The 19,220-nt window shown below is 50.5% G+C and carries 21 protein-coding genes; 15 read left to right on the top strand and 6 right to left on the bottom strand.

Features of this window, described 5'->3' with window-relative positions:
- Window positions 1–61 precede the first annotated feature (61 nt).
- Together panD and H8K47_RS11270 are read right to left on the bottom strand one after the other, a co-directional pair.
- Entirely contained in the window at window positions 62–424 is a 363-nt protein-coding gene (gene panD, locus H8K47_RS11275; protein WP_186881514.1) for an aspartate 1-decarboxylase, read from the bottom strand.
- Between the two features lie 47 nt (window positions 425–471).
- Window positions 472–1,587: a Re/Si-specific NAD(P)(+) transhydrogenase subunit alpha gene (locus H8K47_RS11270; protein WP_186881513.1), complete on the bottom strand. Its 1,116-nt coding sequence runs from the start codon at window positions 1,585–1,587 to the stop codon at window positions 472–474.
- Between the two features lie 713 nt (window positions 1,588–2,300).
- On the opposite strand from H8K47_RS11270, the gene H8K47_RS11265 reads away from it, so the two are divergent.
- The 4 genes from H8K47_RS11265 (at window position 2,301) to H8K47_RS11250 (ending at window position 6,048) form a co-directional block, all read left to right on the top strand.
- Window positions 2,301–2,771 carry an NUDIX hydrolase gene (locus H8K47_RS11265; RefSeq protein WP_186881512.1) on the top strand — a complete coding sequence of 157 codons (471 nt, stop codon included), beginning with the start codon at window positions 2,301–2,303 and terminating at the stop codon, window positions 2,769–2,771.
- Window positions 2,768–3,862 (top strand): tRNA 2-thiouridine(34) synthase MnmA, encoded by a 1,095-nt coding sequence (gene mnmA, locus H8K47_RS11260; protein ID WP_186881511.1) that lies wholly within the window; start codon window positions 2,768–2,770, stop codon window positions 3,860–3,862. Before H8K47_RS11265 ends, mnmA begins: the two co-directional genes overlap by 4 nt.
- A gap of 306 nt (window positions 3,863–4,168) precedes the next feature.
- Window positions 4,169–5,113, top strand: coding sequence for a MurR/RpiR family transcriptional regulator (locus H8K47_RS11255; RefSeq protein ID WP_186881510.1), 945 nt, complete (start codon window positions 4,169–4,171; stop codon window positions 5,111–5,113).
- A 125-nt stretch (window positions 5,114–5,238) separates the two neighbouring features.
- Entirely contained in the window at window positions 5,239–6,048 is an 810-nt protein-coding gene (locus tag H8K47_RS11250; protein WP_186881509.1) for a prohibitin family protein, read from the top strand.
- 112 nt (window positions 6,049–6,160) lie between these two features.
- Here the strand turns inward: H8K47_RS11250 and H8K47_RS11245 are convergent, their stop codons facing one another.
- The 3 genes from H8K47_RS11245 to ahpC all read right to left on the bottom strand — a co-directional run bounded on the left by H8K47_RS11245 (window position 6,161) and on the right by ahpC (window position 10,530).
- Window positions 6,161–7,984, bottom strand: coding sequence for a hypothetical protein (locus H8K47_RS11245; protein WP_186881508.1), 1,824 nt, complete (start codon window positions 7,982–7,984; stop codon window positions 6,161–6,163).
- Window positions 7,985–8,176: 192 nt separating this feature from the next.
- Window positions 8,177–9,724: an alkyl hydroperoxide reductase subunit F gene (gene ahpF / locus H8K47_RS11240; RefSeq protein WP_186881507.1), complete on the bottom strand. Its 1,548-nt coding sequence runs from the start codon at window positions 9,722–9,724 to the stop codon at window positions 8,177–8,179.
- Between the two features lie 242 nt (window positions 9,725–9,966).
- A complete protein-coding gene (gene ahpC, locus H8K47_RS11235; RefSeq protein ID WP_186881506.1) occupies window positions 9,967–10,530 on the bottom strand; it encodes an alkyl hydroperoxide reductase subunit C in 564 nt (187 codons plus the stop codon).
- 272 nt (window positions 10,531–10,802) lie between these two features.
- Here ahpC and asd point away from each other — a divergent pair, with 272 nt between their 5' ends.
- The 6 genes from asd to bfr all read left to right on the top strand — a co-directional run bounded on the left by asd (window position 10,803) and on the right by bfr (window position 13,932).
- The gene (asd, locus tag H8K47_RS11230; protein ID WP_186881505.1) at window positions 10,803–11,657 is read left to right on the top strand and encodes an archaetidylserine decarboxylase; all 855 of its coding nucleotides are present in this window, start codon (window positions 10,803–10,805) and stop codon (window positions 11,655–11,657) included.
- 184 nt (window positions 11,658–11,841) lie between these two features.
- Complete coding sequence (gene hemP, locus H8K47_RS11225) at window positions 11,842–12,036, top strand: hemin uptake protein HemP (RefSeq protein WP_186881504.1); 195 nt, start codon at window positions 11,842–11,844, stop codon at window positions 12,034–12,036.
- Window positions 12,037–12,113: 77 nt separating this feature from the next.
- The gene (locus H8K47_RS11220) at window positions 12,114–12,437 is read left to right on the top strand and encodes a hypothetical protein (protein WP_186881503.1); all 324 of its coding nucleotides are present in this window, start codon (window positions 12,114–12,116) and stop codon (window positions 12,435–12,437) included.
- Between the two features lie 30 nt (window positions 12,438–12,467).
- Window positions 12,468–12,704, top strand: coding sequence for a (2Fe-2S)-binding protein (locus H8K47_RS11215; RefSeq protein ID WP_186881502.1), 237 nt, complete (start codon window positions 12,468–12,470; stop codon window positions 12,702–12,704).
- On the top strand, window positions 12,701–13,381 hold the full coding sequence (locus H8K47_RS11210) for an energy transducer TonB (protein WP_186881501.1): 681 nt from the start codon (window positions 12,701–12,703) through the stop codon (window positions 13,379–13,381). Before H8K47_RS11215 ends, H8K47_RS11210 begins: the two co-directional genes overlap by 4 nt.
- 74 nt (window positions 13,382–13,455) lie before the next feature.
- Window positions 13,456–13,932 (top strand): bacterioferritin, encoded by a 477-nt coding sequence (gene bfr / locus H8K47_RS11205; RefSeq protein ID WP_186881500.1) that lies wholly within the window; start codon window positions 13,456–13,458, stop codon window positions 13,930–13,932.
- A 67-nt stretch (window positions 13,933–13,999) separates the two neighbouring features.
- Here the strand turns inward: bfr and H8K47_RS11200 are convergent, their stop codons facing one another.
- Window positions 14,000–14,608, bottom strand: coding sequence for a glutathione S-transferase C-terminal domain-containing protein (locus H8K47_RS11200; RefSeq protein WP_186881499.1), 609 nt, complete (start codon window positions 14,606–14,608; stop codon window positions 14,000–14,002).
- A gap of 396 nt (window positions 14,609–15,004) precedes the next feature.
- On the opposite strand from H8K47_RS11200, the gene purB reads away from it, so the two are divergent.
- The 5 genes from purB to H8K47_RS11175 all read left to right on the top strand — a co-directional run bounded on the left by purB (window position 15,005) and on the right by H8K47_RS11175 (window position 19,022).
- Complete coding sequence (gene purB / locus H8K47_RS11195) at window positions 15,005–16,372, top strand: adenylosuccinate lyase (protein ID WP_186881498.1); 1,368 nt, start codon at window positions 15,005–15,007, stop codon at window positions 16,370–16,372.
- Window positions 16,373–16,761: 389 nt separating this feature from the next.
- A complete protein-coding gene (locus tag H8K47_RS11190; RefSeq protein ID WP_186881497.1) occupies window positions 16,762–17,307 on the top strand; it encodes a cytochrome b in 546 nt (181 codons plus the stop codon).
- Between the two features lie 57 nt (window positions 17,308–17,364).
- Window positions 17,365–17,892 (top strand): YceI family protein, encoded by a 528-nt coding sequence (locus H8K47_RS11185; RefSeq protein WP_408057896.1) that lies wholly within the window; start codon window positions 17,365–17,367, stop codon window positions 17,890–17,892.
- Window positions 17,893–17,915: 23 nt separating this feature from the next.
- Window positions 17,916–18,482, top strand: coding sequence for a YceI family protein (locus tag H8K47_RS11180; protein ID WP_186881495.1), 567 nt, complete (start codon window positions 17,916–17,918; stop codon window positions 18,480–18,482).
- 111 nt (window positions 18,483–18,593) lie between these two features.
- Window positions 18,594–19,022 carry a MarR family winged helix-turn-helix transcriptional regulator gene (locus tag H8K47_RS11175; RefSeq protein ID WP_186881494.1) on the top strand — a complete coding sequence of 143 codons (429 nt, stop codon included), beginning with the start codon at window positions 18,594–18,596 and terminating at the stop codon, window positions 19,020–19,022.
- The last annotated feature ends 198 nt before the right edge of the window (window positions 19,023–19,220 follow it).

The following is a 19,220-nucleotide window of genomic DNA, read 5'->3' as shown; positions in this document are numbered from 1 at the left end:
TCTCGCCTAGTTTTCACTAAGCAGTTTCACCACACCACGACGCGCATCGGTTAAGAGCGGTTCAATACTCTTTCAAACTGGTGATCTGATTTTTTGCGTTCACAAAAACCACATTCGGTTTGTAATGACGCGCTTCTTCTTCCGTCATTGGCGCGTAAGTACAAATGATCATCAGGTCGCCCAGTTGCACCCTACGGGCTGCAGCGCCATTCAGGGAGATTTCACCGCTGCCACGCTTGCCTTTGATGGCATAGGTGGAGAAGCGCTCACCGTTATTGACGTTATACAGCTCGATCTGTTCGTTCTCGATGATATTCGCAGCATCGAGCAGATCTTCATCGATTCCACATGAACCTTCATAGTGGAGGTCGCACTGGGTTACAGTTGCGCGATGAATTTTGGCGCGGAGCATATTTCTTTGCATGGTGTTTCAACTTTCTGATACGTGTTTCGGTAAATTTGACTTACCAGCTACTTCCTGAGTATTTCACCCGCAGCACACATCAGCGTCGCGGCGACAATTTCGTCTTCGCGGTTAATCGCCAGTCCACCTTCTTTATCGATAATCAGTTTGAGAAAATCCTGCACATTACGTGCGTACAAAGCAGATGCATCTGCGGCAACCAGCGTGGCCAGATTTGGCTCGCCAATGATATGTACGCCATGTTTGGTGACAGTTTTACCCAATTCAGAGAGTGGACAGTTGCCGCCCTGCTCGACCGCCATATCGACGATCACTGAGCCTGGCTTCATTGCTTTTACCGTGTCTTCGGAAATCAGCACCGGCGCTTTTCGGCCCGGTATCAAAGCAGTAGTGATAATAATGTCAGCTTGTTTGGCCCGCTCATGGACCAGCGCGGCCTGGCGTTGCATCCAGGCTGCAGGCATAGGGCGTGCATAGCCGCCAACACCTTGAGCTATTTCGCGTTCCTCATCGGTCTCATAGGGGACGTCAATGAATTTCGCGCCCAGCGATTCTACTTGTTCTTTGACCGGAGGTCTAACATCAGACGCTTCAATCACGGCGCCCAGACGTTTGGCAGTCGCGATTGCCTGCAAACCGGCAACGCCTACACCCATAATCAGAACGCGGGCGGCTTTCACGGTACCCGCTGCAGTCATCAGCATAGGCATAAAGCGTTGGTAAGTGTTCGCTGCCAGCATGATGGACTTATAGCCTGCGATGTTTGCCTGTGAAGACAAGACATCCAGCGATTGCGCGCGCGTAATGCGAGGGGCTGCCTCCAATGCGAAGGCAGACAAACCACTGGCTGCCATCGCGCTGATATTGTCTGCATCGAAAGGATTGAGCATCCCGACTAAGACGCTGCCAGATGCCATGAGCGCACGCTCACTGGCGTCCGGCGCCCGTACTTTGAGGACCAGTTCTGCGCCAAAAGCTTCTGCTGCGCTGCCTATCTGTGCGCCTGCCGCCTGAAAGGCTGCATCGGTAATACTGGCTGCTACTCCTGCGCCAGACTGCACGATGACCTGATGTTTTGCGGCAACGTACTTCTTAATGGTTTCGGGGGTGGCCGCAACGCGTGTTTCCCCCGGCCGGGTCTCGGCGGGAATGCCGATTTTCATAGATGTGCTCCCTGATGATGTAAAAATAAAATCGTTCTCGTTAGTACGCTAAGCAATTTCTTTCAGGAATGCAGCGATAAGCGGATCCGGCTATGATTAGCCGCCGCAATCAGGGCTCCATTCCTACTTTCATATTCAGTTCAACAAACTGAGGGTTTACCCCGCTGTGAAATCTCGTGACGGAATTCCCTTTTGGGGAGTACCAATCCTCAGTCTGGACATCGCAACCGGACTTTCCTTGGTTCCGCGGCACAGTCTGTGACATGCGCAATATGCTTACCACAATCTTACATGTCATATTCGACAACGATATTACATGGATTCTGTTGGACGGAACAAACGAAGTTTTTTCAAATCATTTGCTACTTTCACCATCTTTTTGAAATATGCCCCAAGAATCAGACTGAAGCCGCATGATATTTTTTGCATAAAAAACAGAGGCTTAGCATCAAAACACCAAAGCAAAAACAAACTCAAATTTCGAGACAGCAACCATTTCACATTAAAAAAAATTCCCATAGACAGAATTTGCATTAGCAAATGCATCGCCAAATTTGCTGCTTCGCCACACAAAATGTGACAGCCAAGTAAAATGTCGGACTTACTTAGATCCTGAAGCACCATTTTCCTGTCGCGTCGGTCCTATCGGCACACTGATTGCACACCCTGATAGCGCGAAAGTGTTCGCTCAGGTTCTATTACCGAAAGAAGTTATGTCTGCCATCTGGAAACCATCTGTCACCGTCGCCGCGATTATTGAGCGCAATCACCGCTTTTTAATGGTGGAAGAGGAAACCCCTGACGGGGTGCGCATTAACCAGCCTGCGGGCCATCTCGACCCGAAAGAATCACTGGAACAGGCCGTGATCCGTGAAACCCTGGAAGAAACGGCATATGAATTTACGCCGACTGCGCTGGTAGGGACCTATTTGTCGACCTTTACCTCACCATCCACCCAGGAACAGGTCACCTATTTGCGCTTTGCCTTCACTGGTGATGCGGGCGCTGACACCGGACGCGCGCTGGATCACGGTATTTTAAGAGCGGTCTGGATGAGCTATAACGATATTCTGAATTCTGAACACATCCATCGCAGCCCGCTGGTGCTGCAATGTGTGGATGACTACTTACGCGGCAAGCGCGCTCCGCTTTCGCTGCTATTTACCCACCCGAGCGCATTATGAGTAAAAAACGTGTAGTAATCGGTATGTCTGGCGGGGTAGATTCCTCGGTATCGGCATGGCTATTAAAAGAGCAAGGCTATGAAGTCATTGGCCTGTTTATGAAAAACTGGGAAGACGACGACGATTCCGAATATTGTTCCACCCGGGAAGACTGGATCGATGCGGTCAGCGTTGCCGATGTGGTCGGCGTGGACATTGAAGCAGTGAATTTTGCGAGCGAATACAAAGACCGTGTGTTTGCCGAATTCCTGCGTGAATACCAAGCTGGCCGTACACCGAATCCGGATGTACTGTGTAACGCTGAGATTAAATTTAAGGCCTTCCTCGATCATGCGATGAAGCTGGGCGCTGACTATATCGCAACCGGTCACTATGCCAGAGTGCGCGAAGTGAATGGTGAATTTCAATTGCTTAAGGCTTTGGATGCCAGCAAGGACCAGAGTTATTTTCTGCACAGGCTGAATCAGAAGCAACTGGCCAATACCCTGTTCCCGCTGGGTGAAATTCACAAGACGGAAGTCCGTAAAATCGCGGAACAACTACAACTGCCAAATGCAAAAAAGAAAGACTCAACCGGTATTTGTTTTATCGGCGAACGTCCATTCCGCGAATTTCTGAACCGTTACCTGTCGTATCAGCCCGGCGATATCAAGACGCCGGAGGGTAAGGTCATCGGTCAACACGTAGGATTGAGTTTTTATACGCTGGGTCAACGCAAAGGCATAGGCATAGGCGGCATCAAGTCCCATCAGAATGCCGATGGCAGCAGCGATGCCTGGTATGTGGCCCGTAAAGATGTGGCGAATAACACCTTGTACGTAGTTCAGGGTCATGATCATCCCTGGCTGCTATCTGCACAGCTGGAAGCCACGCAAGTCAGCTGGGTCGCCGGTTATGCACCTGCGCAAGCCCAGCTATCGGCCAAAACCCGTTATCGTCAGCCTGATGTCGCCTGCGAGTTTGCCGGCGATACCGAACAATTCCGTTTGCACTTCCCGGATGCACAATGGGCAGTGACGCCTGGTCAGTCTGCCGTCCTGTACGACGGCGATGTCTGCCTCGGCGGTGGCATCATCCATCAGGCTGAATAAACGCTACGCCCCCTCCTTTACTCCATCAGTTGCGTACGTATTCCGCAACTGATGACCCACCACTAAAAATTCAAATTAGCTTATACACTTTACAGATAACACGCTGCTTTTCGCATCATTTCTGAATTTTTATAAATAATATTTGAATTTTTTAAAATAATCTGGCGATAATTCAGCATTGCTGGTGAGAATATCTGTATTCGGACAGAAAAAAACACCTCTCTGACTTGATACGTTTCATTACTTTACATTTCAAATTAATGAAATTATATTTACATTTCCCTTACACTGGAAAAGCCAGCCATCATGAATCGTCCTGACAAGCAAGCCCTGGGTGGAACCGTCAATGCCCGCATCGGCAAGGTCTATATGAACCTGTCGAAAGCCCATAAAAAAGCCGCAGATTATGTGCTGACCAATGTGTTCCGCTCCGCCACAATGTCGATAGACGAACTGGCCAACGCCGTCGGCATTTCTGTTGCAACAGCAAATCGTTTTGCACGTGCACTGGGTTTCGAAGGCTATCCTCAGTTCCGTGCGGAGCTGGTGAGCGGTTTCGAAGCGATGCTGGTGCCGATTGATAACTTACGCAGTGAAGTACAACGGCCTGCCACCAGTACAGAAATTATCGCGGGCTCTCTGAACGAAGATCTGACCAACCTGGAAGCCACCCGACGCGGGCTGGACCCTGAACTGTGCAATCAGGCAGTACGCATGATTTTAAACGCCGAGCGTATCTACATCATCGGCTACGGCGCCAGCGGATTTTTAGGCGGCTTGATGGCACACAGCTTAGATCCGTTTTGCAATACCGTACAATCAACGATGGGAACCGCCGGACCATCCACCGTAGCAAGGCAGTTGTTTAAGTACACAGAAAAAGACCTGGTGATAGGTATTTCCTTCCCACGTTATGCCGATGATGTAGTCACCATCCTGCGTCAGCTGAAAGAAAAAAATGTGCCGATTCTGGCCTTAACGGATGCACCCAGTTCTCCGCTGGCTTCGATGGCCAATGTCACCCTGTTTGCACAAACCCGCCGACAATTCTCACCAAATTCCGAAGGTGCGGCGCTATGCCTGATTGAAGCGATTTGCAGTGCAGTGGCGCATCAGGCTAAGGCACCGGTCCATGCGGCTTCAGAAATGACTAAATTTGTGTTGCCCTGGTTATATCAGGATCCGGTGCAAAGCCACACCAAGCACAGAGCACCTGCGTCAGAACTGGCCGACATGGATCGTGAAGGCTGACAAGCTGTTGCGTGCTCACATCATTCTCCGACAGAACGGTGGATTGCTGAAACAATTACCGTTTTAAGTTGTTTGTTTCTCACTATACTCAGCATGCTTTCCAAACAACATCAATAAGGAAAATCATGCGTGCTCTCCCAAAAATCGCCGCTGCAATTGGCGTTCTGTTTCTGATCCTAATCCTGAATCCGTTTGCCACCATACCCGCCGGGTACCGCGGTGTGCTGACCACCTTTGGCAAGCCATCTGACCAAGTCTATAGCGAAGGCCTGCATTTTGTGTGGCCGGTCGCTCAGCATATGCACAGAGTCTCAGTCGCGATACAAAAAGGCGAAGGTGACGGCGATGCGGCCTCCAAGGACTTGCAAACCGTACATACCAAGATCGCCATCAATTACCACATACGCCCCGACGCTGCGGTATCGGTCTATCGCGATCTTGGTAATGAACCGGGTGAACGCATCATTATTCCCAGCGTACAGGAAGCGGTGAAAGCAGTGACCGCACGCTTTACCGCCGAAGAGCTGATTTCCAAGCGGTCCCAGGTGCGTGATGAGATCGTACTGGCACTCAAGGAAAGGATGGCCAGACATGGCCTGGTGGTGGATGAATTCTCGATAGTCAACTTCAACTTCAGCAAGACCTTCAATGAAGCAATTGAAGCAAAAACCACCGCTGATCAGTTAAAAATGAAGGCTGAGCGCGACCTGCAAAGGATAGAAGTCGAGGCCAAACAAAAAGTCTCACGGGCTCGTGCAGAAGCCGAAGCACTGGCACTGCAACGCCAGCAAGTCACACCGGAACTGCTGCGTTTACGTGAAGTGGAGAACCAGGCTAAAGCGATAGAAAAATGGGATGGCCGTCTGCCAACCACGACCGGTGGTGTGATTCCTTTCCTGCAGATTAGCAATAAAGCAGCAGAAACAAATCGCTGATATCTTCCTGCGCAATGATCCTCAATAGCGGGGCCAGCGGCCCCGCTTCTTCTCTATTCAACGTCCGTCGCCGGCCCATATTCAGGACTATCTGCGACCAGGCACCGTCGTGCTATTGCAGCAATGTAGCTTCGCTCTCGCTCAGACTCAGCTCTTGCTTAGTTTGGATGGCTGGTGCTGGTTTTGCCGCTTGCTCGGCCGGCAAAACTTGTGGCCGGCGCCGCAGTGCATACAGCGTAAATCCTTTACTCGCACTGATCATATGCCCCAGTTGCGCTGTTTCTTGTGCCTGATGTATTTGCAATTGCAGCGTTCCATCTTCACGCGTGCGTACACCAGTGGGCAGCAACAATTGTGTGAATTCCTCTCGTCCGCCCAAAATTGCAGGTAACAGTGCAGAACCCTGATCGTCGTTCTGTCTCAGAATCGCAGAGGACAAACCGGCCTGACTGTCGATCAAAACGGCTTGTGAATTCTCACAAAGTAATTGTATGGTGATCAGCAACTGTCCAGGTTGTGGCCGCAGTATACGCTGAATCACACCCAGTTTAGGCGTATGCCAATCTGTCTGCTCGAGCATATAGGCAGCCAGATCACCGATTTGCATCCGCGTGGTATGGCGACTTTCCTGAGTCGACAGGCAGAGATGCTGTGCATCCTGATGGCGTATCATCCAGGAACTTTGCTCACTGCCTTCTGCGTCATCGGAAAATACGGCGGAATGGCGCGCCAGCAAGTCGACCATACGTTCACCAACCGCCTTCCAGTCGCCCCCATTTCCGATGTGGCGCAGTAAGGAAAATACATTCTGAAAACCGATAAAAATCCGTAAATCCGGTACTTCTCGCTGTTGGTCCAGCTTCAGTTCAACGCTGGCAGGATAAGCCTGAAAGCGCTCAAACTGCAATTGCGCCAGCGCCAGCCGCTCAGTGGGCCCAAACAAACTCAGATGACGCGATAAGCTGACTGCCTCCAGGCCTCTGCGTGCGCGCAGCACCTGAGCCAGGTCTGCAGTCAGCGCCTGTTGCAAGGACTCCCATTGCAATACCAAAGGCGCTGGCCCAGTCTGGCCCGGTACAGCCACGAAGCGGGTCGGCTGCTCATCTCCGCAATAGACCAGTGAGGTATGACGTGAAGGTGCGCCTGAGGCTGCATTACCCAGCGCAATTTTCAAATCGCCCAGTCCGATGGAGCGCAGTAACCAAGTTTGCCATTGCACCGGCCAGTAACTGAGTTGTAAGCGCTGTACCATGTGCAGCGACAGATATACATCGCGAACGCGTATGGTCTCCAGCTCAGTGTCCCTGCCATAGCTACGCTCCAACGGAGACAGAAGTTCATCCTGCCGCCCGGCAGCCACAATTTGATGCATGAGGGTATTGGCAAATGTCCAGGCACGCGGACTCAGCTCTTGATAACGCAAGGCTTTCAGACTTTGTTTGAGCTTCAGAAATTCCAGCACCCGGGCCGATGCCAAATCCGACTTATTGATGAATCGGGCATAACGAAAACGTGAACATCGTTGATAGTACTGAGTGATGACGATATAAGAATTAACGAATTCAGCACAACTTGCGATCAGTGTATCCAACACCTGAGCACGGCTCTGGCGATCTGGCACCCCTCCATCCCTGCCATACTGCATAAGCTTTGCCTGCGCCAGCGGGTAAAACAAGGCGGCCAGCGTATGATTGAATTCTTCCCTAGAGGTGACGCGCAGACGACAGCGATTCAGTTGGCGGAGCTTCTGTAACAGTAGCCGCAAAAATGCTACATCCTGTTCATCGTTATCGCGCTTTTTTTGCAACTGATGCAAATCATTGAGCACAGGTGCAGCCGCTGTTTTCACCATTGGCAAGCTCAGACTCACCATCAATTGCCTTTCGGGATATTGCCAGCCAAGAAAGTGACGCAAGCTCTGAGGAAAGAGAGTCATAGCCAAACGAATTGTTATATAAGTTACACATTATAACAATTATTTATTTTGCAACCACACTTTATTGCAATTTAAGACATGTCAAATCTACAAAATATCGTCCCAAAAAGAAAAAAACCGGTCTCCATATCACTGGAAAACCGGGGCAGAAGTCTGCCCCGCGTGTGTTCAGGGCTGACTGAGTGGATAGGTTTATTGGCGGATCAGGTGATCGAAGGCGCTGAGTGCAGCTTTCGCACCCTCACCAACCGCAATGACGATTTGCTTGTAGGGCACAGTCGTCACATCGCCTGCGGCAAACACGCCTGGCAGCGAGGTTTGGCCACGTGCATCAACTTCAATTTCACCATGACGTGACAGGCTCAGCGTGTCTTTCAGCCATTCCGTATTCGGTACCAGGCCGATCTGTACAAACACACCTTCCAGGTCAATGCGGTGAAGACTGTCATCGCTGCGGTTTTTATAGCTGATGCCATTCACTTTCTGGCCATCGCCATGGATCTCGCTGGTTTGCGCCTGGGTGATCACGGTCACATTCGGCAAGCTGTGTAACTTGCGCTGCAAAACGGCATCGGCACGCAATTCTGCGGCAAATTCAAGCAAGGTGACATGGCTGACAATACCGGCCAGATCGATTGCCGCTTCCACGCCAGAGTTACCACCACCAATCACGGCTACGCGCTTGCCCTTGAACAGCGGGCCATCGCAATGCGGGCAGTAAGCCACACCGTGGTTACGGTATTCTTTTTCACCCGGCACATTCACTTCGCGCCAGCGCGCACCGGTCGCCAGGATGACGCTTTTTGCTTTCAGCGTTGCGCCGCTGGCTAACTGCACTTCCGTCATGCCATCTTTTTGTATCAGCTTTTCTGCACGTTGCAGATTGCTGATTTCAACGTCATAGGTTTTGACATGCTGTTCGAGTGCAGCCGCAAATTTCGGTCCTTCGGTCTCCGCCACGGAAACAAAGTTTTCTATCGACATGGTATCCAACACCTGACCACCAAAACGCTCAGCCACTACGCCTGTACGTATGCCTTTGCGGGCGGCGTAAATCGCTGCGGCCGCACCAGCCGGCCCACCACCGACGATCAGGACATCGTAAGGCGCTTTGGCATTCAGCTTTTCTGCCGCACGCTGGGTCGCACCGGTATCGAGTTTCGCCAGTACTTCTTCTACTGACATACGACCCTGACCGAAGACCTGACCGTTCAGATACACCGTCGGGACCGCCATGATCTGACGCTGCTCAACTTCGCTCTGAAACAACGCGCCGTCTATCGTGACCGATTTAATACGCGGATTGAGTACTGCCATCAGATTGAGAGACTGCACCACTTCAGGGCAGTTCTGGCAGCTCAGGGAAATATAGGTCTCGAAATGGAAATCACCATCAAGCTGCTGTATTTGCTGAATGACATCTGCATCCACTTTCGGCGGATGGCCACCGGCCTGCAGCAGAGCCAGTACCAGCGAGGTAAATTCGTGTCCCATAGGGATGCCTGCAAAACGCAGGGAAATCGCCTGTCCAGGGGAAGTGATCGCAAACGATGGTTTTCTTTCCGCATCATCGCGTTGTTCGACCACGGAAATTTTGTCAGACAACTCAGCGATCTCGCGCAGCAACTCCTGCATTTCCCTGGACTTATCACTGTCATCCAGCGATGCCACTAATTGCAGCGGACGGGTCAGGCGTTCTAAGTAAGCTTTTAATTGCGTTTTGAGCGTATTGTCTAACATGATGCTTCTTTCTCAGGAATGAAGAAAATGAGGTCCAGGGCGGGCTATCACGGAGTTGCATCAAAGCACTCAGCATCGCGAGCCATCAAGCCGCTGGGGTCGTCTTGTGTTTCCTGTTTTTTAGAGCTGTACAGCTCCTCAGCGCCGCTGCTGGCAACCGGCTGACTGCAGCCAGTTTGTCGCGGTACAGGAAATGCAGCGCTGAGGAATCCTGCTTAAGTAATGATTGACTTAGTCAGAATTTAGATCTTACCGACTAGATCCAGAGACGGTGTCAGTGTTTCCGCGCCTGGTGTCCATTTTGCTGGGCAAACTTCACCTGGATGGCTCGCTACGTATTGTGCAGCTTGCACTTTACGCAGCAATTCTTTTGCGTCGCGTCCGATACCGTTGTCATGCACTTCCATCACTTTGATTTCGCCAGCTGGATTCACAACGAAAGTACCACGCAATGCAAGACCTTCTTCTTCGATCAGTACTTCGAAGTTACGGGAAATCTGCAGTGTAGGATCAGCCAGCATTGGGTACTGGATTTTACCTATCGTGTCAGATGTGTCGTGCCATGCTTTGTGTGTGAAATGGGTATCAGTAGAAACTGAGTAGATTTCTACGCCCAGTTTTTTGAATTCTTCGTAGTGATCAGCCAGGTCGCCCAGTTCTGTTGGGCAGACAAATGTGAAGTCAGCTGGGTAGAACACGAATACCGACCATTTACCAGCCAGATCTTCGCTGGAAACCGGGACGAATTTGCCATTGTGGTAAGCAGTTGCTTTAAATGGTTTAACAGTTGTATTGATCAGAGACATAGCGTTTCCTTCGTGGTTGAAAGTCTTGTTGAACGGGAATGTGCGTATCTTAATACCAGCCGCAACATTTACAAAGACAATTAAATTTATCGAATTAATTAAATTTAACTATCAGATCCCAAGTATACCGCAAACTCGTGAAGTGCATGTGTCATACGCTCACGAACGCAGTCAGTAACCAGACCGATCTGCATTGCAGCATGAACAAATCATAGTCGCTATCACGGCACGACGTTATAATTCCCGACCACTTCATTTCAGGGGTTTCCACTGTGTCTGATCGACTTGCCGTTCTTCCTCAATATCTGCTGCCTAAACTTGCCCTGACCCGCTTTGCTGGCCGGATTGCCAATGCCCGCGCAGGTAAGCTGACGACACACCTGATCAGCTGGTTTGCTGAAAAATACCAGGTAAATATGGAGGAAGCGAAAAATTCTGACCTCAGCAGCTATACCTCCTTCAATGAATTTTTCACGCGCGAGCTAAAAGCTGGCGCCCGTCCGCTCGCGAAATCTGACTGGATATGCCCGGTCGATGGCGCCATCAGCCAGCTTGGGCCGATTGAAAAAGATCAGATTTTCCAGGCCAAAGGACACCATTACTCGACCACCGCATTGCTGGCCGGAGACAGTCAGTCGGCAGCGCGTTACACGGATGGTCACTTCGCCACCATTTACCTGAGCCCGCGTGACTACCATCGTATTCATATGCCTTGCGATGCAAAGCTGCTGCGCATGGTATATGTGCCAGGTGACTTGTTTTCGGTCAACCCAACCACGGCGCGCGGTGTGCCGGGCTTATTCGCCAGGAATGAACGCGTCGTCTGCCATTTTGAGTCGGCATTTGGCCCCTTCGTGCTGGTTTTGGTCGGCGCCACTATCGTCGGCAGTATGGCCACGGTCTGGCATGGCGTAGTCAATCCTCCACGCCCTGGCCAAATTCAGGAATGGGATTATGCTTCAAAAAAAATCATGCTTAAAAAAGGCGAGGAAATGGGACGCTTTCTACTCGGCTCAACAGTGGTGCTGTTGTTCCCGCCAACCACGGTAGCGTTCAATAGCGAGTGGAATGCCGCCAGACCTGTGCGTCTGGGTGAGAAAATGGCGGATCGCCAGACTAAACAATAAGCAGCGCAACAGCACGACAGGCCCTAACCCACGCAACGCGTGGGTTTTTTCTTGGCTGTTTCGTTTGCGATTACACAAGAGATAGTGAATTTCTATTCCCGCGATAGAAAATCGCTTGCAAATTTTCCGGGTTTACACAATAATCTAAATAAGAATTGTTCTCGTTTAGATTACCGGAGTGAATATGGCTGAATTTGATACAACAAATCCACTTGCCCCCGCCCTGCCAGCCAAAGCGCAGAGTGTGCATGGCAAGCCTGTTCCACGTCTGAAAAGCCAGGAACTGATGCAACAGTCACGCGAGTTAGAAATTGATCACGAAGGCAGGATTTATCGCTTGCGTGTCACACAGTTGAATAAGTTGATTTTGACAGCATGAGCCAGGCATGGTCAGCCAGCCAGTGAGACTCCCCCTCGCAGCCAGTCGGACACCATACCCTTCTATGGAGAAATACCATGACGTATGAACCTCTGACCCAGGCTACAGCGAGCACTGAGCGCAGCTCGACTCAGCCAGATTTATTGGTATCGGCTGTATTGCATCTGATGTCGCACTACAGCGTGAACGCCAATGCAGCAGATAAAGACCAGGCTTGTCTGAAGCTGGCAGCAGTGATAGAGCGCCATTTGAAAGCCCTGTCAGAGTTGCCTGATTTAGCACCCGTAGTCAAAGCGACGTGCCAGCAGTTATCGGAACAATGGGCAGGGCTGATCGATCAGCGTCTGCCACCACCTAGCAAATTAAAACGCTTTTCCTGGCTCACACCGGGAAATGCCTGAAACCAACAGCAAAAAGCCAGTGAGGATTGCATGATAGTTTGTGTTTGCCATAACGTGTCAGAGAAAAAGATACAGCGCGCCTACGATGCAGGCATGACGACTTTCGCCGCTATCCGTGACAATCTGGAAGTCGGCACCTGCTGCGGTAAATGTGCAGGTTGCGCGCGTCAGGTATTGCGCGACTGCGCACAGCAAACCACATCCCAATCTGGCTTGCAGCTCTTGCTGCACAAATTGCAAATGCCAGTTGAGGCTATGCCAGCATGAATGCCGTCGTGAATTCTGAGTTCTCCCTGTCTGGCCAGGCTAATTCCTGGCGTCGTTTCTTGCCCATGGCAGGCATCGTACTGGCGCACGCGGCCCTATTCTATGCATTGCAAAACGGCCTGATTTCACATGTAGTTAAGGTCATGCCGGAAGAAGTTGTGATGACTTTTGTGCAGCCGGAAAAACCAGTCACGCCACCTCCGGCAAAAATCGTCGAAAAACCAGTCAGCCTGAAACAGCCAGACATACAACTGCCTGTGATACCTACCCCAGTAGTCAACACACCACCCGCCCCACATAGTATTACTGCGGTGGTCAATGACACGCCACCTCCGCCTAAGACTGACGCGCCAGTGGTGGTCAGTGCTGCCCCAACGCCACCGGCACCGGCCACACCAAAATCCGTCAGCGCAGTCGAGTATCTGCGTCCGCCGCGCCCTGAATATCCTTCCTTGTCACGCCGTATGGGCGAAGAAGGCAAAGTAGTGATGCGGGTGCTGGTGAATGACAAAGGTCAGGCAGAGAAAATTGAAGTCCATCAGTCTTCCGGCTTCCCAAGGCTGGATGATGCGGCCAGAGTCGCCATCATGCGTGCTGTGTTCAAGCCCTATCATGAAGATGGCAAAGCACTCGCGATGATCGCTACGGCGACCATCCATTTCTCACTAGACTCCTGATATTTCCCACCTACCCTGGCCCGCGCTTGCTATGATGTGAGCGTGGGCCTGTTCCGTTTACGAAAGGAAAGAAAATGAAAGGCGATGCCAAAGTCATCAAACTGCTCAATGCGCAGTTAACCAATGAATTGAGTGCAATCAACCAATACTTCCTGCATGCACGCATGTACAAGCACTGGGGTTTTGAAAAAATTGCTAAAAAAGAATACCAAGAATCCATCGGTGAAATGAAGCATGCGGACAAGCTGATCGACCGCATACTGATGCTGGGCGGCTTACCTAACCTGCAAGCCCTGCATAAGCTGATGATAGGCGAAGACACACTGGAAATGCTGCAGTGCGATCTGAAGCTGGAACAAGCTGCACAAAAAACCGTGAAAGAAGGCATCGCCACCAGTGAAGCTTGCAGCGATTATGTATCGCGCGACTTGTTCCAAATGATATTGGAAGACACCGAAGAACATATAGACTGGCTGGAAACCCAGTTAGAACTGATAGAGAAAATCGGTATCCAGAATTATCTGCAATCCCAGCTGTCTGCTGAGGAATAAAAAAAGGGATGCGCCGCCAGGCCATCCCTTTGTGTTTTTACACTGCCGCGTGGCGCATAGCCTGCTATCAGTGTGGAATCGTGTCCTTGAACGAAGGACGCTCAGACAATTTATCGAACAACCTGGCCAGGTTAGGATAATCCGTACGCCAGTCAATTTCCGGGAAACGGAAACTCAGCCATCCCATCGTGCAAGCCACGCTGATATCAGCCAGTGTCAGATGATTACCTGCACAGAAAGTCGCCTCTCCCAGATCAGTCGACATGGTTTTCAAACCGGCATGGACCTTACTCCACTGACGCTGTACCCACTCTTCATTTTGTTGCTCTGCCGGACGCAAAGTTTTTTCCAGGCGGATCAGGATAGCCGCATCCAGCACGCCATCTGCCAGTGCTTCCCAGCACTTCACACCAGCACGTTCGCGGCCAAGCGCAGGGATCAGCTTACCAACCGGGGTCAGGGTATCCAGATACTCCACAATCACGCGTGAATCAAACATCACAGCACCATCTTCCATCAGCAGACAAGGGACTTTGCCCAAAGGATTGGACTGCTGGATGGTCGTGTCTGCCGCCCATACGTTTTCAAGGATAAAACTGTAGTCGAGTTTTTTTTCCGCCAGAACAACGCGGACTTTTCGGACAAATGGACTGGTCGTAGAGCCTAAGAGTTTCATAGTTTTTGATAAATTAATTTAGCGCCGATTATACCATCGGCGATTGCCGCTCCCTTGCCACGGGAAAATACCTATTGCATTGCAACACAAAGGGGAAAGTTCAGATTTTCAAGCCACAAAATGGTAAAATCCGCGCATTCATGCAAGAACTCCCGGCATTCATATCATTTCACCATGATTACCCAGTGAACATGAGCTCTGGCAAGTTTGGCAAAAATTTCATGCTTTCTGTTGTTTTTTGCGCAAGCCCTCCATGAGACTTTTGCACCAAATCAACTTTTCTGAGCAACTTCATTCCACATAGCAACAACTTGGAAAGTAGGTGCTGAGCAAGAAAAGCCTGAGGGAGATTTTGCAACGGCAGTTCCCATTTTTTCTCTACAAAATCGAGTGATCATGTCCTTATCCTCTCTGTCCGCCCTCTCCCCTATCGATGGCCGCTATGCTGCGAAAGTCGATGCTCTGCGTGCCACTTTGTCTGAAGCTGGTTTTATGCATCATCGCGTCAAAGTTGAAGTCTCCTGGTTGCAAGCCTTATCCCAGGCTGGCTTTGATGAAATTAAACCGTTCTCGGCTGAAGCTAATGCTTTGTTAGACAAACTGGTGGCTGAGTTCACCGAAACCGATGCGGCACGCATCAAGGAAATCGAAGCCGTCACCAATCATGACGTGAAAGCGGTCGAATACTGGCTCAAGGAAAAAGTAGCCAGCTCCGCAGAGCTGACTGCCGCCAGCGAATTCATCCACTTTGCCTGCACGTCTGAAGATATCAACAATACTTCGCATGGCATGATGCTCAAAACAGCACGTGATCAGGTCATGGTACCGGCGCTGCAAAAAGTCATCAGCAAACTGACCGAACTCGCGCATCTGAATGCAGAAGTGCCTATGCTGTCACGCACCCATGGTCAGCCTGCCAGCCCGACGACACTGGGCAAGGAAATCGCCAACGTAGTCGCACGTTTGCAACGTGCGGTTAAGCGCATAGAACAGGTAGAGATACTCGGCAAGATGAATGGTGCAGTCGGCAATTACAACGCGCATTTATCCGCCTACCCAGCCTATGACTGGGAAAGTTTTTCCAAAAACGTGATCGAACAACGTCTGGGGCTGACTTACAACCCTTACACCATCCAGATCGAACCGCATGACTACATGGCAGAAATGTTCGATGCGTTTGCGCGTGTCAACACCATCCTGCTCGATCTGAACCGTGACATCTGGGGTTATATCTCCGTTGGCTATTTCAAACAGAAGACCAAAGCAGGTGAAATCGGTTCATCCACCATGCCGCACAAGGTCAATCCTATCGACTTTGAAAACTCAGAAGGCAATCTGGGCCTGGCCAATTCCTTGCTGCGCCACCTGTCGGAAAAATTACCGGTATCGCGCTGGCAGCGTGATCTGACCGATTCAACGGTATTGCGCAATATCGGCGTTGCGTTTGGCTACACCTTGCTGGCCTATGACAGTTGCCTGCGTGGTTTGAATAAACTCGAAACCAATCCTGAACGTCTGGCAGCAGATCTGGATGCAACCTGGGAAGTACTGGCTGAACCGGTGCAAACCGTCATGCGTCGTTATGGCATAGAAAACCCTTACGAACAGCTCAAAGAATTGACTCGTGGCAAAGGCATTTCCAAGCAAGCATTGCGTGAATTCGTCGAAGGTCTGGCGATCCCGCAAGACGCCAAAGACTTGCTGCTGGCCATGACACCTGCCAACTACACCGGTATCGCTGTCAAGCTCGCAAAAGCAATCTGAGCCTAAGCAAACGCGTCTAAGCAATGTGCGATGCGCTGATTGCCAGCGTGTCACACCTAGTATGCTGGAGTCCTCAGCAAACCAAAAGCCAGTCTGCAGTGAACGAACTGCAGACTGGCTTTTTTGTCTTTCTTTATTATGCTGCCTGTGTCCCAGATTCCAAAAACTGACCTGCTCAGCACGTTTTCATTTTTTTTGCTATATTAGTCCTAATGCGAACTAATTATTTTTTTAAAAATGTCATTGAAGTATTGGACAGTGACCAAGCCACAAAAGTTGCATCATGGACCAAGACCACAATAAGCGCAGCAATCACAGCGCAGCTAGCGCATACTCTGATTCTGTACGTCACGTCAGAATAATTTTTGTGTCAGTTTAAAGGAAAGACTATGAATAATCAGACCCGTTATGCCATTCCAACCATCATCCTGCACTGGCTGGTGGCACTGCTGATCGTCACTGCTTTTATCTTGGGCTCGATCATGACCGATATGCGCATCAGCCCGACCAAACTGCAATACTACTCATATCACAAATGGTTAGGGGTGACGGTGTTGGGTCTTGTCGCACTGCGTCTGATTAGTCGTTTGCTGACCCAGGCACCGGCGTATCCGGCACATATGAGTGCATTGCAAAAGAAGGTCGCCAATGGCACCCATGTATTTTTATATGTGCTGATGTTTGCCGTTCCGCTGTCGGGCTATGTCTATACCTGCGCAGCAGGTTATCCTGTGGTCTACCTGGGCTTGATCGAGCTGCCCAGCATCATCGCCCCGGCACCAGAACTGAAACACACACTGAAAGAAATTCACGAATTACTCAGCAACCTCATGTTGGTCACAGTCCTGCTGCATATCGCCGCCGCTGTGAAGCACCAGGTCATCGATAAAGATGGCTTGATGCGCCGCATGATGCCAGGCAAATCCAACCCATAAGGAAATCTGATGAAACACTTACCCTATCTGTCACGCCGTACCCGCTGGGCCGCCAGCATGGCTGCTCTTGTGCTGGCCATTCCTGCCTTTGCAGCCGTATTGAAAGTTGATACCAGCAAGAGCCAGGTGAATATCGTGTTCAAGCAAATGAATGTGCCGGTCGATGCCAAGTTCAAAAAATTCAGCGCCAATATCGACTACAACGCCGCCAAACCAGAAAGCTCCAAAGCGAATGTGGAGATTGAGCTCAATAGCTTTGATCTGGGCGACGCGGAATACAACAAAGAAGTTTTGAAAAAAGAATGGTTTAACGCAGCGCAATTCCCTAAAGCCAGCTTTACCAGTACCGCGATGAAAGCAGCTGGTGCCGGCAAACTGGATGTCAGCGGCACCCTGGCCATCAAAGGCAAGACCAGCAATGTGAGCTTCCCGGTCACGATCAAACAAGAGGGCGGCAAGCAGGTTTTCGATGGTGCTTTACCTATTAAACGTCTGACTTACAACATCGGTGAAGGTGAATGGAAAGATACCAGCATGGTCGCCGATGAAGTCACGATTAAATTTCACGTAGTCACACAACCTTAAGTTTTTCACACAGGAGCTATCCCATGCAATTGACTAAACTGATCGCCGCCACTTTACTGCTGAGCGCAGCCCCAGCCTTCGCTGACAGCTACGTCATCGAACCTGGCCACACCTACCCTAGCTTCGAAGCCGATCACTTCGGCATCTCGGTATGGCGCGGCAAATTCAATAAAACCAGCGGTAAAGTCACACTGGACCGTGCGGCAAAAACCGGTACCGTTGACATCACGATCGATGCCAACTCGGTTGATTTCGGTCACGAAAAAATGAATGAACATGCAAAGTCCCCGGACATGTTCAATGTCGCCAAATTCCCAACCGCGACTTACAAAGGGAACGCCATCAAATTTGAAGGCGACACACCCGTTGCGGTTGAAGGCGAATTCACCCTGTTAGGCGTGACTAAACCGCTGACACTGAAAATCAACAAATTCAAATGCATCCAGCATCCTATGCTGAAAAAAGAAGTCTGCGGTGCCGATGCAACGGCAGAATTCAAGCGCTCTGATTTTGGCCTGAACTACGGCTTGCCACGCTTCGCTCCGGAAGTCCGCTTGGCGATCCAGGTTGAAGCGATCCGCGCTGACTAATCCGCCTGCAGTCGCTTCATGTTTTGTCACAACGGCCTGCGCCGCGGTGACAAAATACTAATCTGAGCAGATCACAACAGTCTGCTCAGATCAGTATCACTTCCTCTCATTATGAATAAGACTTATCTGCGCAGCATACGGTTGTTATCGGAATGTATGCAATTGTTTGAACATGCGTCAGCGCGTAATGTGCGGCGCTTCGGCTTCACACCATCTCAGTTCGACATCATCGCCACGCTAGGCAACACGCCAGGAATGACGTGCAAAGAACTCGGTGAAAAAACCCTGATCACCAAAGGCACCTTAACCGGCGTGCTTGATCGCCTGGAACAGCAAGGCTGGGTAAAGCGCAGCCGCAGCATCGAAGACCGCCGCCATTTTTTCATCCAGCTCACGCCTAAGGGTGAACAAGTCTTTGCAGAGATTTTCCCGCAAGTGGTTGAGGCCGGAGCAGTCCGTTTTCAGGCTTATAGCGAGGAAGATTTCGCACAGCTGGAAGCTGCGTTGAGCAAGCTGAAGCTGCATCTGAGCAGTGAGTAAATCCCAGTCACATCTGCCTTCATAATCGTACCATTGAGGTTAAGATCAACGAAAAAAAACGGCACCTGAACTGAACTGCACCCCAAAAGTTGGACACCCGTCCATACTTTTGGGGTGTTTTCATGAGTAAATATACAAAGCAATTCAAAGTACAGGTTGTTGAGTACTATCTGCAGGAGAACGCTGGCTGCGCTCTGG

Source organism: Cognatundibacterium rugosum, assembly GCF_014284365.1.
Classification (GTDB): domain Bacteria; phylum Pseudomonadota; class Gammaproteobacteria; order Burkholderiales; family Burkholderiaceae_D; genus Undibacterium; species Undibacterium rugosum.
This window is presented reverse-complemented; position numbering and strand designations above follow the sequence as displayed.

What these genes read in the sequence shown, in the direction of transcription:
- H8K47_RS11185 (WP_408057896.1), top strand. Translation starts at nt 17,365, where the DNA reads ATGGCTGCTCTTGTGCTGGCCATTCCTGCCTTTGCAGCCGTATTGAAA.
- H8K47_RS11190 (WP_186881497.1), top strand. Translation starts at nt 16,762, where the DNA reads ATGAATAATCAGACCCGTTATGCCATTCCAACCATCATCCTGCACTGG.
- H8K47_RS11175 (WP_186881494.1), top strand. Translation starts at nt 18,594, where the DNA reads ATGAATAAGACTTATCTGCGCAGCATACGGTTGTTATCGGAATGTATG.
- H8K47_RS11245 (WP_186881508.1), bottom strand. Translation starts at nt 7,984, where the DNA reads ATGACTCTCTTTCCTCAGAGCTTGCGTCACTTTCTTGGCTGGCAATAT.
- ahpC (WP_186881506.1), bottom strand. Translation starts at nt 10,530, where the DNA reads ATGTCTCTGATCAATACAACTGTTAAACCATTTAAAGCAACTGCTTAC.
- H8K47_RS11270 (WP_186881513.1), bottom strand. Translation starts at nt 1,587, where the DNA reads ATGAAAATCGGCATTCCCGCCGAGACCCGGCCGGGGGAAACACGCGTT.
- hemP (WP_186881504.1), top strand. Translation starts at nt 11,842, where the DNA reads ATGGCTGAATTTGATACAACAAATCCACTTGCCCCCGCCCTGCCAGCC.
- H8K47_RS11180 (WP_186881495.1), top strand. Translation starts at nt 17,916, where the DNA reads ATGCAATTGACTAAACTGATCGCCGCCACTTTACTGCTGAGCGCAGCC.
- bfr (WP_186881500.1), top strand. Translation starts at nt 13,456, where the DNA reads ATGAAAGGCGATGCCAAAGTCATCAAACTGCTCAATGCGCAGTTAACC.
- H8K47_RS11255 (WP_186881510.1), top strand. Translation starts at nt 4,169, where the DNA reads ATGAATCGTCCTGACAAGCAAGCCCTGGGTGGAACCGTCAATGCCCGC.
- ahpF (WP_186881507.1), bottom strand. Translation starts at nt 9,724, where the DNA reads ATGTTAGACAATACGCTCAAAACGCAATTAAAAGCTTACTTAGAACGC.
- panD (WP_186881514.1), bottom strand. Translation starts at nt 424, where the DNA reads ATGCAAAGAAATATGCTCCGCGCCAAAATTCATCGCGCAACTGTAACC.
- H8K47_RS11265 (WP_186881512.1), top strand. Translation starts at nt 2,301, where the DNA reads ATGTCTGCCATCTGGAAACCATCTGTCACCGTCGCCGCGATTATTGAG.
- mnmA (WP_186881511.1), top strand. Translation starts at nt 2,768, where the DNA reads ATGAGTAAAAAACGTGTAGTAATCGGTATGTCTGGCGGGGTAGATTCC.
- H8K47_RS11220 (WP_186881503.1), top strand. Translation starts at nt 12,114, where the DNA reads ATGACGTATGAACCTCTGACCCAGGCTACAGCGAGCACTGAGCGCAGC.
- H8K47_RS11210 (WP_186881501.1), top strand. Translation starts at nt 12,701, where the DNA reads ATGAATGCCGTCGTGAATTCTGAGTTCTCCCTGTCTGGCCAGGCTAAT.
- H8K47_RS11250 (WP_186881509.1), top strand. Translation starts at nt 5,239, where the DNA reads ATGCGTGCTCTCCCAAAAATCGCCGCTGCAATTGGCGTTCTGTTTCTG.
- H8K47_RS11215 (WP_186881502.1), top strand. Translation starts at nt 12,468, where the DNA reads ATGATAGTTTGTGTTTGCCATAACGTGTCAGAGAAAAAGATACAGCGC.
- purB (WP_186881498.1), top strand. Translation starts at nt 15,005, where the DNA reads ATGTCCTTATCCTCTCTGTCCGCCCTCTCCCCTATCGATGGCCGCTAT.
- H8K47_RS11200 (WP_186881499.1), bottom strand. Translation starts at nt 14,608, where the DNA reads ATGAAACTCTTAGGCTCTACGACCAGTCCATTTGTCCGAAAAGTCCGC.